Consider the following 10,277-nt stretch of genomic DNA (forward strand, 5'->3'; position numbering starts at 1 on the left):
TACCACAAGAGACGCACCTCTCACCCCCTCAACCCTTGGTGTCGGGTGAACCTGTCACGAGGTGGTAGGCGGCACGCTCGTCGAGAAGCAGCGGCACGAGCGCCCGGGCGGACTGCCGCATGGGCACGTAGGCGCCGGCTCCGTCCCGCCTGACCCTGACTCCGTGGAGGGCGAGTTCGTCCTTGATGTCGCCGTACTGTGCGGCGTCGAGCCGATAGCCGCAGGGCGGGTCCTGGATCACTTCGGAGGGCTCGGCCGGGTCGTTGTCCGCGCCGCCGACATAGACGGGGCCGCGGTCGCGGAAGCCTTCGGCGCGGGCCGCCGCGGTGGCGGCCTCCAGTTGGCCGCGCCGCTCATTGGCATATGCGAACAGCCCGCCGAGGGCCGAGAGTTGCGACGTCACCCGGCGCCGGTTGTTCAGTGCCTCGTCCTTCTTCTCCGCGTCGGTGAGCGGGTCGACACGGCTCTCGATGAGCAGGCCCGCCGCGTGCTTGATGCCGGAGACGTTGCGCAGGATGCGTTCCTGTCCGTCACCGGCCGTCTGCTTGATGGGATCGCCGGTCACGGGATCGGTCCAGATTCCGTACGTTCCCGTCGTGTATCCCGACTTGTTGGCGGCGGGCCTGACATATGCCTCGGAGAGCGTCTGCGCTTCCTCGTGCACCGCCTCGTCGGTGTTGAGGTTGCGCGGCCACAGGTCGAACAGGTCTTTGTCGTAGTACTTGGGGGTTGCTCCGTACTCGTGCAGGTCGTAGATGGAGTCGGGCTGCCGGTCACGGATGACGGCGGCCATGGCGCGGGCCTCGGCGGTCTGCAGGGAGATGTGGTCGCGGTTGATGTCCACGCCGTCGGAGTTGCCGCGGGTGTCGGCGGCGCGGCCGTCCGGGTTGGCGGTGGGAACGACGAGGAGCGTGGTGCGGGAGAGGAACGCGCGGGTCTTCTTGTCCTTCGCGTACGCCAGGTCGCGGATCGTCGACAGACACGCCTCGCGGCCCGAGGGCTCGTCGCCGTGCTGGCTGCAGATCAGCAACACCGTGTTCTTCGAGGGGCGTTCACCGATGCGGACCAGCTGGACGGGCCGGTTTTGCTTGGTGGTGCCGATGCGGGAGACGGAGACCCGGTCGGTCGACTTGTCGACGGTCGCGAGGAGCGCCTGCTCTTCCGGCTGGCTGGTCCAGCGCGCTCCGTCGGTCTCCTCGAATCCGGTGCGCGGCGGGGTCGGCGTCGCCTGCGCGGGCGCGGTCACCAGGGGTGCGGCGAGCGCGGCGGTGGCGCAGGCGAGCGCCAGGGTGCGGATGCGGGGTGTGAGGCCGGTGCGGGGTCTCATGAGGTGCTGCCTCCCGGTACGGGGCGGAACGGACGCGGCGGGGCCACGCCGTCGAGACGGGATTCGCGCGGGATGACGGTCCCGGAGGTCTTGGAGGTACGGAACGCGTCGGCGCCGCCGACCAGCGGGACCGTGGCCGAGGTGCGGGCCAGGTCGATGGCGAGGGTCGGGGTGTCCGCGGGGGGATCGATGAGGCCCTTGTCGGTGCCCGCGACGATCAGTGCCAGGCGGTGGCCCTTGGGTATGACGTGGTCGCTCGCGGCCAGGTCGAGGGTGATGGTGTGCTTCTTGCCCGGCGTGAGGGGGCGCCCCTTGCGGGCGTCGGCCCAGTTGCCGAGGTCGGCCCAGCCGCGGCTGAAGACCGTGTAGTCGACGTCGGCGGTCTTCGGCTCGGTCTCCTTGAAGCAGGAGCTGTCGCCGCCGGTGCTCGCACCCCAGCAGGTGCGTTCGGGGAGCGTGGTGATGCCCTCGCCGGCGCTCGCGTAGTCCCGGATGGTGTCGGGGCCGAGGTCGACCAGGACCGCGGAGAGGTGGGCGGTGCGGGTCGTCGGGGTCGCGGTGACGGTCACCTCGGAGGAGCCGGACAGGCGCAGGTCGCGACCCAGGGGCTTGCTGATGAACCCGGCCTTCGAGGGGGTGGAGGAGTCGATCTGCGCGGCCCAGTCGGTCTCGCTCAGCTCCGGGTCGTCGGTGAAGGTCTCGCTGCCGGTGCCGGGCCGCGTGCCGAGGGTGCCGACGCCGGGTGCGGTTCCCTTGCCGGGGCGCAGCTTCACCGTGTCCGTGGCGCGCGGGGGCCAGACGCGGTCGGTGGACCACTGGCCGGGGGCGCGCTCGATGTCGGCCATCGGCTCGCGGTCGATGCCGTTGTCGTAGCCCAGGAGTTCGTGGTCGAACCAGCGGTGCAGGGTGCGCACCCAGTCGCCGCGGCGGAAGTCGAAGGGGTCGACGTGGCCGGTCTGGCTGAGCCACACCTTGCGGCCGACGCCCGCGTCGGCGAGCGCGTCCCACCACTGGCCGAAGTGCTTCATGCGGACGTTCAGGTCCTGCATCCCGTGCACGGCGAAGACGCTGGCCTGCACCTTTCCGGCGTCCGGCACGTGGTCGCGCTCGCTCCACAGCCGGGTCCAGTCACCGCTGCGGGGCGCTTCGTCGACAAGTCGCTTCTGTACGGCGGCGCAGCGGGCGCGCGCCTCGGGGCTCTCCACGTAGTCCGAGAGCCACTCGGGGCCGCTGTCGTAGAGCGGGGCGCCCTTGGCGAAGTAGTAGTCGTACCAGGAGGAGATCGCGCCGATCGGGACGATCGTCTTCAGGCCCCTGACGCCGGTGGCCGCCACGCCGTTGGCGATGGTGCCGTCGTAGCTCTTGCCGATCATGCCGGTGGCGCCGTTCGTCCAGGCCGCCTTGGCGCTCTCGCCCCCGGTGCGGGTGGTGTAGCCGCGGGCCCGGCCGTTCAGCCAGTCGACGACGGCCTTGGCGGACTGGACGTCGGAGCGGCCTCCGACGTCCACGCAGCCGTCGGAGCGGTTCGTGCCCGCGAGGTCGACGGCGACGAATCCATAGCCTCGGGGCACGAAGTAGTTGTCGTAGTAGAGCGGGAACTGGACGGGTTTGCCGTCCGCGTCGTACGTCTTCTTCTGGCTCTCGTTGCCGCGCCCGCAGCAGGAGTAGTACGGGCTGGCGTCCATGATCACGGGTATCTTCCGGCCCTGCCGGGCCGGTTCGCGGGGCCGGACGATGTCGACGGCGACGCGGTCGGACTTCCCGTCGCCGTCACCGTCGATCTTCGTGTCGACCCAGACGGATTCGCGGATCGCGCTCTCGTACGAGTAGACGGGCTTGCTCTCACGCGGGGCGCCCGGCGCCCCTTGTGCGGCCCCCGGGGCCACGAGCGTGGCAAGGAGGGCGGCGAGCGCCGTCGTAAGGAGTGATCTCCGGATCAAGCGCGTGCGTCGCGCACGTATCGGCATGGCGCGGAAGGTACACCGGTCAACTCCCGCGCGACAGAGGGCGGTAGGCACCGACGACAGGCTCATGGGGCGTTTTGGCACATGTCGGCCGAATGGCGATCGTGTGACAGTAGCGACCATGGACATGACGCGTGGCCACGGGGCTCAATATGGTCGGACTCATCTACACGACCGCCCCCACGACTTGGAGTTCTTGTGCACCGCAGACTCATCGCCCCGGGCGCGCTCGCGGCCTCTCTGCTGCTGGCGATCCCGGCATCGGCCGCCGACTTCACCCCCGGGGCGCCGGGTATCGGCGATCCCTATTACCCGGCGAGCGGCAACGGCGGCTACGACGTCTCGCATTACGACCTGCGGCTGAAGTACCAGCCGAAGACCGACCTGCTCGAAGGCACGGCGACCATCAACGCCACCACGACGCAGGACCTCTCCCGCTTCAACCTCGATCTCGGCCTGAAGGTCAGCGAGGTGCGCGTCAACGGCAAGAAGGCGGCCTTCAAGAAGTCCGGCGACCAGGAGCTGGAGATCACTCCGGCGGCCGGTCTGCCCAAGGGCACGCCGATCACCGTCGTCGTGCGGTACGCGGGCAAGCCGTCCGAGGTGAAGATCAACGGCTATACGGCGTGGGCGCGTACGCCGGACGGCGGGGTTGCGGCGCAGGAGCCGGAGTCGGCGGCCTGGTGGTACCCGTCCAACGACCACCCGCTCGACAAGGCGACGTACGACGTCTCGGTCTCGGTGCCGGACGGGTCGCAGGCCATCTCCAACGGCGTGCTCCAGTCGCAGAGTTCGAAGCTCGGCTGGACGCGCTTCAACTGGCGGTCCAACAAGCCGCAGGCCAGCTATCTGACGACGCTCGCCGTGGGCAAGTTCGACATCACGACGGACAAGACCGCGGACGGACTGCCCGTCCTGAACGCCTACAGCAAGGACCTCGGCGACAACGCGGGGGCCGCGCGGGCGAGCATCGAGCGGTCGGCCGAGGTCGCGGAGTGGCTGGAGTCGGTCTTCGGCAAGTACCCCTTCAACGCCCTGGGCGGGTACGTCCCCAACGTGACCAGCGGCTTCGCCCTGGAGACCCAGACGCGGCCGTTCTACAGCCCGAAGCAGTTCGCGAACGGGTCCAACGTGTCCGTCGTGGTCCATGAGCTGGCTCACCAGTGGTACGGCGACAGCGTGTCCGTCGACGGCTGGAAGGACATCTGGATCAACGAGGGCTTCGCGCGGTACAGCCAGTGGCTGTGGTCGGAGAAGGAGGGTGAGGGGACGGCGCAGGAACTCGCGGACTACGTGTACGCCCAGCACCCGGCCGACGATCCCTTCTGGAAGGTCAAGCCGGGTGACCCCGGCCCGGACAACCAGTTCGACATCGCCGTGTACGACCGCGGGGCGCTGGCGCTCCAGGCGCTGCGCAACGAGATCGGCGAGAAGTCCTTCTCGGCGATTCTGAAGGGGTGGCCCAAGGAGCACGCGTACGGGAACGCGTCGGTGGGTGACTTCGTGAAGTACGCGGAGAAGGTGTCCGGGAAGCCTCTCGCTGCGCTGTTCGATGCGTGGTTGTTCCAGCCTTCGCGTCCGGACGCGCCCGCCGCGAAGGACGCGGGGATCGCCCGGTCCTCCTCCGCTGCCGATTCGACTCCGGCTGCGCCGAAGTCGTGGAAGTCCATCGCCGCGACGAATGGTGTGCACGAGCACCGTCACGGTAACGGTCACTAATCCTGGCCCGCCGCTTCGCGGCGGATGTCTCCCGCCCACCCACCCGTTTACCCGGCAGCGATCTGCTGGGGAGAACGGGTGGGTGGGTGGCTGGGTGGGGGTGTCGCCCGCCGGATTGGGGTGGTTGGGTGGAGGCGTCGCCCGTCGGATTGGGGTGGGCGGGCGGGATCAGCGCGGCCGATCGGGGTGCGTGGGCGCGGGATCATTGCGTCGGATTGGGGTGGGCGGGGGAAATCAGCCCGTCCGGCGTTTGAGGACGAACTCGGCGGAGCCGGTGATTGGCGGTGCGCCCCCGGTCAGCCCGCCGCCGCGCACGCCTCCAGGATGATTTCGGTGACCGCGTCCGGCTCGCGCAGGGTCGGGAAGTGGTCGCTGGAGCGCAGCCGCACGAGCCGGCAGCCGGGGATGCGGGCCGCCATCTCCTCGTTGCAGCGGACCACCTCGGGGGCGTCGCGCTCCCCCAGGGCCAGGACACACGGCACGTCGAGTTCGCCGAGCCGGTCGAAGGCGGGCGGGTCGGGCACCTGGTGGGGGTGGACCGCGAACCAGGCCGGGATCACCGCCCTGATGAGCGCCTCCGCCGGGTCGTTCCCGGCCCCCGCGGCGGCCGAGGTGCGCTTGACCAGGGCCACGATGCCGTCCATGTCGCCCGCCTGCGCTAGCCGGCCCACCTCGGCCGTGAACTCCGCCATGAGGAAGTCCGGGTTGCCGGTGATGCCGGGGACCAGCAGGGCGAGCCCCGCCACCCGGCCGGGGTCGCCGAGCGCGAGGCCGATGGCCGTGGTGCCGCCCATGCTCGACGCCGCGAGGAACGCGCGGGCCACGTCGAAGTGGTCGAGGACCGCGGTCAGGTCGTCGACGAGCGAGAAGGGCGCGGTGGGGGCGGGAGACCTGCCGTACCCCCGTGCGTCGTAGCGGATGACGCGGTACCGCTCGGTGAGGCGCGGCAGGATTCCGTCCCAGACTCGGGAGTCCGCGACGCCGGGATGCACCAGGACCAGCGGCAGTGCGTCGCCGCCGGGGTCACCCGGCCTTCCCCGGCCGCCGGGCTCTCCCGAGTCCTCGGCCCAGACCTCGCCGTCCTTGACCGGCACCATGAGTTCCATGGACCGAGCGTGCCGCGACACCACGCGACGCGCCAGGCCGGTGGTCCGCCCGGCGCCCCGCGAGACGCGAAAGTACCCTCCTAGCGGCCGGAACCCGTCGCCGCGGCGACCGGCTCCCCCACGATCCTGCTCGCCAGCCCGGACGCCAACTCCGATACGTGGGCGCGCAGTTCGGCGTCCGCCGCCGCGCGCTCGGCCGCGATCGCGACCTTCCCGTCCGCCAGCGCCTCGTCGCGTTCGCGTACGCCGTCCTCGCGGGCGGCGGCGATCAGGGCGGCCCCTTCCTCCCGGGCCTGCTGGCGCACCAGGGCGGCCTCGCGGCGGGCCTCGGCCAGCGTGGCCTCCTTCGCGGCGCGTATCCGCTCGGCGTCGCGGCGCAGTTCCGCCGCCGGCCCGGCGGCTTCCTCAAGGATCTCGGCGCGGACTTCGAGTACGCGGTTGAGGCGGAGGATCATGCGCCTGGCGAAGAAGTAGAGGGGCGCGAACAGCACGGCTCCGACGACCATGTGCTCGACGTCCGGGTTGATGGGCCCTAGCGGCATGGGAATGAGCTGCATGCCGCCGATCTACCCGCTCATACGTGCGGAACAACGCGCACCTGTAGGGCAGTTGAGTGATTCCCACCACTCCCCCGGCACTCTCCCGGCTCTCTCCCGGCTCTCTCCCGGCTCTCTCCCGCCACCCCCCGCCGCCCCGCCGCAGCCCTGCCTCAGTCTCCGAAGTCGTACACCGTCACGGCGACGCCCCGCTCCACCAGGCGCCGGGCGATCAGCGGCTCGACGCGGGACCACTTGCCGCCCGCGAGACCGCAGCCGATGCGCGGCATGTGCACGGAGGCGTCGAGCTCGACCGCCTTGTCGGCGAGTGCCGCCAGGGCGGTGTCGATGGCTTCGTACCGCACGGGGACGCCCTTGCTGCCCGTCCGCATGCCGTGCTGGCCGATCATGTTGGCCACCCATATGTACTGGTCGACCTCGACGAACTGGACGGCGCCGAGACCGAAGTCGTTCTTCGCGCGCTCGCGGTGCCACCGGCGGTACGCCGCCTCCGGCCCCGGCCAGCGGCGTGACACCGCGACGACGAAGCCCTTGCCCCAGCCCCCGAGGTCGTTGCAGACATGGGCGATCAGCTTGACGCCCTTGCCGAACGGCGCGGTGGCGTCACCCCGGACATAAGAGATCTCCGACATGACGCCACCGTAGACGCTGCCACCGACAGTGAGTGGCCCCTGAGCTGCTGAGCTGCTACTTCGTGAGGCCTGCCGCCTCGCGGTCCACCCTGCGGCGGATTCCGTACCAGCCGGCGACCAGCGCCGCCCCGATGAGCGGGATGAGATAGAGCGTCTTGCGGCCGATCTCCGGGTCCTTCCACATCAGGACGAGGACGGAGAGCAGGAAGACGATCGTGACGATCTCGGTGACCGGGCTGCCGGGGAGCCGGAAGCCGGGCCGGGTGATCACGCCCTCCTTGGCACGGCGGACGAACGCCAGGTGACAGATCATGATGATCACCCAGGTGCTGATGATGCCGAGGGACGCCACGTTCAGGACGATCTCGAAGGCCTTGCTCGGCATCAGGAAGTTCAGGCCGACGCCGAGCACACACACGGCGGAGGTGAGCAGGATGCCGCCGTAGGGGACCTGGCTCTTGTTCATCTTCGCGGTGAACTTCGGCGCCGAACCGGCCATCGCCATCGAGCGCAGGATGCGGCCCGTGGAGTACAGGCCCGAGTTCAGCGACGACATCGCGGCCGTGAGGACGACGAGGTTCATCACGTCACCGGCCGCCGGTACGCCGATCTTGGAGAGGACCGTCACGAACGGGCTCTGGTCCGCCGAGTACATCGCCCCCGGCAGGAGCAGCGCGAGCAGGACGACGGAGCCGACGTAGAAGAGACCCACGCGCCACATGATCGAGTTCACCGCGCGCGGGACGACCTTGTGCGGCTCGGCGGTCTCGCCCGCCGCGACGCCGACCAGTTCGAGCGAGGCGTACGCGAAGACGACACCCTGCATGACGATCACGACCGGCATCAGACCGTGCGGCAGGAAGCCGCCGTTGTCGGTGATCACGCTCAGGCCGGGTGTCTCGCCGCCGACCTTGTGCTGGGTGACGAGCAGGAAGATGCCGATCAGCATGAAGGCGACCAGGGCCGCGACCTTGACGATCGCGAACCAGAACTCCATCTCGCCGAAGATCTTCACCGAGATCAGGTTGATCACGAGGACGACGGCGAGGGCGATCAGCGCGAGCACCCACTGGGGGATGTCGGTGAACAGGCTCCAGTAGTGCGTGTAGAGCGCGATCGCGGTGATGTCGGCGATGCCGGTGGTCGACCAGTTGAGGAAGTACATCCAGCCGGCGACGTAGGCGCCCTTCTCGCCGAGGAACTCACGCGCGTAACTGACGAACGAGCCCGACGAGGGACGGTAGATGACCATCTCGCCGAGGGCCCGCACGACGAAGAAGGCGAAGATGCCGCACACGAGGTACGCGAGGGCGAGCGCGGGGCCCGCGGAGTGCAGGCGGCCGCCCGCACCGAGAAAGAGTCCAGTTCCGATCGCGCCACCGATCGCGATCATGTTGACGTGACGGGCCTTGAGGTCCTTGCTGTAACCGGCGTCGCCCGCGTCCGCGGGGGCCTGGGACGCATCTGCGCGAGACGCGTCCGCGGCGGCCGTGTCTACGGCTTCCTTGCTCACGTGGGGGGTCTACTCTCTGGTGCCCGGAAAACTCCGGTGTCCGGATGTGCTCCGGTCCACGACACCCCTGACGTGCGTGGACCGACGCGACACCTTCCCCCGGGGATCGCCCGACATGCGGTGGCGCACGTCACATAGCGGCACTTCTCACATGGTGGGCAGGGGGTGTACACACAATGATCACTGGGTGTACGGACCGTGGATCACCGGGTGCGTCACCCCGTGTACAGACCGTCGATGGCGTCCCCGTACTTCTCGCGGATGACCCGGCGGCGCAGCTTCAGGGACGGTGTCAGTTCTCCCGTCTCCGGGCTCCACTCCTCCCCCAGGAGCCGGTAGCGCTTGATCTGCTCGGTGCGGTTGAGGCGCGCGTTGGCTGCCTCCACGGCCCGCGCGACCTCGTCGCGTACGGCGTCGCTCGCCATCAGGTCGCCCGTGATGCCCCGCGCGGCGGCCCAGGCGGGAGCCATCTCGGTGTCCAGGACGAGCAGTGCCACCAGGTAGGAGCGGCCGTCGCCGTGGACGAGGGCCTGGCCGATGAGGGGGTGCTCCTTGAGCGTGTTCTCGACGAGTGCGGGCGAGATGTTCTTGCCCGTCGACGTCACGATCAGTTCTTTCTTGCGGTCGGTCAGCCAGAGGAAACCGTCCTCGTCGATCCGGCCGACGTCGCCGGTGGCGAACCAGCCGTCGGCGTCGCGGGCCGACTCCACGCCGCCGTCGGCCTGGAGGTAGCCGTCGAAGACCGTCGCGCCGCGCACCAGGATCTCGCCGTCCTCGGTGGTGCGGATCTCCAGGCCGTCCAGGGGCCTGCCCACCGAGCCGAGCCGGAAGGAGGCCGGGGTGTTGATGGTGACGACCCCGGTCGTCTCCGTCAGACCCCACGCGTCCATGATCAGGATGCCGAAGCCCGCCCAGAAACGCACGACGTCCTGAGGCATCGAGGCCGCCGCGCTCGCGGTCCACACCAGGCGGTCGAACCCGGCCAGGGAGAGCAGCGGGTCGAGAACCTTCTCCTTGGCCTCGCGGTACGCCGTCTCCAGGTCGGCGGGCGGCTCCTCGCCCCGCTCGACGTACTCCACGCGCGCGCGTGTCGTCTCGTTCGCCGCCTCGATCGCGTCCTGCTGCTCCTGCGGAAGACCGGAAAGCGCGGCCCGTACGGACGCGGCGAGCTTCTCCCACACGCGCGGGACCCCGAAGAACTGCGCGGGCCGCAGCTCGCGCGCGGTCGCCGCGACGGCGGCGGGATCCGCGCACAGGTAGACGTGTGCGGCGCGGGACACCGGCAGGTAGATGCCCAGCATGCGCTCCGCTACGTGCGCGAAGGGGAGGTAGCTGATGTGTTCCACGAAGTCGGGGAGCTCGACGACGGCGTCCAGGGCGACCGCGTTGAGGACGACGTTGCGGTGGGTGATGCGGACGCCCTTGGGGTCGCCGGTGGTGCCCGAGGTGTAGACGACGG

Annotated in this window: 8 protein-coding genes; 1 reads left to right on the forward strand and 7 read right to left on the reverse strand. The window is 69.9% G+C overall.

All coding sequences use genetic code 11. The annotated features are described in order from the left end of the window. Nucleotides 1-28: 28 nt before the first annotated feature. Both ACQKIP_RS29455 and ACQKIP_RS29460 read right to left on the reverse strand, forming a co-directional pair. Nucleotides 29-1,327 (reverse strand): M14 family metallopeptidase, encoded by a 1,299-nt coding sequence (locus tag ACQKIP_RS29455; protein WP_427744607.1) that lies wholly within the window; start codon nucleotides 1,325-1,327, stop codon nucleotides 29-31. Further along, nucleotides 1,324-3,294, reverse strand: coding sequence for a Xaa-Pro dipeptidyl-peptidase (locus tag ACQKIP_RS29460; protein WP_365855287.1), 1,971 nt, complete (start codon nucleotides 3,292-3,294; stop codon nucleotides 1,324-1,326). Before ACQKIP_RS29460 ends, ACQKIP_RS29455 begins: the two co-directional genes overlap by 4 nt. A 195-nt stretch (nucleotides 3,295-3,489) precedes the next feature. Here ACQKIP_RS29460 and ACQKIP_RS29465 point away from each other — a divergent pair, with 195 nt between their 5' ends. Next, on the forward strand, nucleotides 3,490-5,010 hold the full coding sequence (locus ACQKIP_RS29465; RefSeq protein ID WP_365855289.1) for a M1 family metallopeptidase: 1,521 nt from the start codon (nucleotides 3,490-3,492) through the stop codon (nucleotides 5,008-5,010). Between the two features lie 296 nt (nucleotides 5,011-5,306). Here the strand turns inward: ACQKIP_RS29465 and ACQKIP_RS29470 are convergent, their stop codons facing one another. From ACQKIP_RS29470 to ACQKIP_RS29490, 5 genes are all read right to left on the reverse strand, one after another. Further along, the gene (locus tag ACQKIP_RS29470) at nucleotides 5,307-6,116 is read right to left on the reverse strand and encodes an alpha/beta fold hydrolase (RefSeq protein WP_365855291.1); all 810 of its coding nucleotides are present in this window, start codon (nucleotides 6,114-6,116) and stop codon (nucleotides 5,307-5,309) included. An 80-nt stretch (nucleotides 6,117-6,196) separates the two neighbouring features. Then, nucleotides 6,197-6,673 carry a hypothetical protein gene (locus tag ACQKIP_RS29475; RefSeq protein ID WP_365855293.1) on the reverse strand — a complete coding sequence of 159 codons (477 nt, stop codon included), beginning with the start codon at nucleotides 6,671-6,673 and terminating at the stop codon, nucleotides 6,197-6,199. Nucleotides 6,674-6,825: 152 nt separating this feature from the next. Then, the gene (locus ACQKIP_RS29480) at nucleotides 6,826-7,305 is read right to left on the reverse strand and encodes a macro domain-containing protein (RefSeq protein ID WP_365855295.1); all 480 of its coding nucleotides are present in this window, start codon (nucleotides 7,303-7,305) and stop codon (nucleotides 6,826-6,828) included. A 55-nt stretch (nucleotides 7,306-7,360) separates the two neighbouring features. Beyond that, complete coding sequence (locus ACQKIP_RS29485; protein WP_365855297.1) at nucleotides 7,361-8,818, reverse strand: amino acid permease; 1,458 nt, start codon at nucleotides 8,816-8,818, stop codon at nucleotides 7,361-7,363. 215 nt (nucleotides 8,819-9,033) lie between these two features. After that, on the reverse strand, nucleotides 9,034-10,277 hold a 1,244-nt coding region (locus ACQKIP_RS29490), incomplete at its 5' end, for an AMP-dependent synthetase/ligase (RefSeq protein WP_427744611.1).

This window comes from Streptomyces sp. NPDC059900 (assembly GCF_050270335.1).
In the GTDB taxonomy this organism is placed as follows: domain Bacteria; phylum Actinomycetota; class Actinomycetes; order Streptomycetales; family Streptomycetaceae; genus Streptomyces.

What these genes read in the sequence shown, in the direction of transcription:
- ACQKIP_RS29460 (WP_365855287.1), bottom strand. Translation starts at nt 3,294, where the DNA reads ATGCCGATACGTGCGCGACGCACGCGCTTGATCCGGAGATCACTCCTT.
- ACQKIP_RS29470 (WP_365855291.1), bottom strand. Translation starts at nt 6,116, where the DNA reads ATGGAACTCATGGTGCCGGTCAAGGACGGCGAGGTCTGGGCCGAGGAC.
- ACQKIP_RS29455 (WP_427744607.1), bottom strand. Translation starts at nt 1,327, where the DNA reads ATGAGACCCCGCACCGGCCTCACACCCCGCATCCGCACCCTGGCGCTC.
- ACQKIP_RS29480 (WP_365855295.1), bottom strand. Translation starts at nt 7,305, where the DNA reads ATGTCGGAGATCTCTTATGTCCGGGGTGACGCCACCGCGCCGTTCGGC.
- ACQKIP_RS29475 (WP_365855293.1), bottom strand. Translation starts at nt 6,673, where the DNA reads ATGCAGCTCATTCCCATGCCGCTAGGGCCCATCAACCCGGACGTCGAG.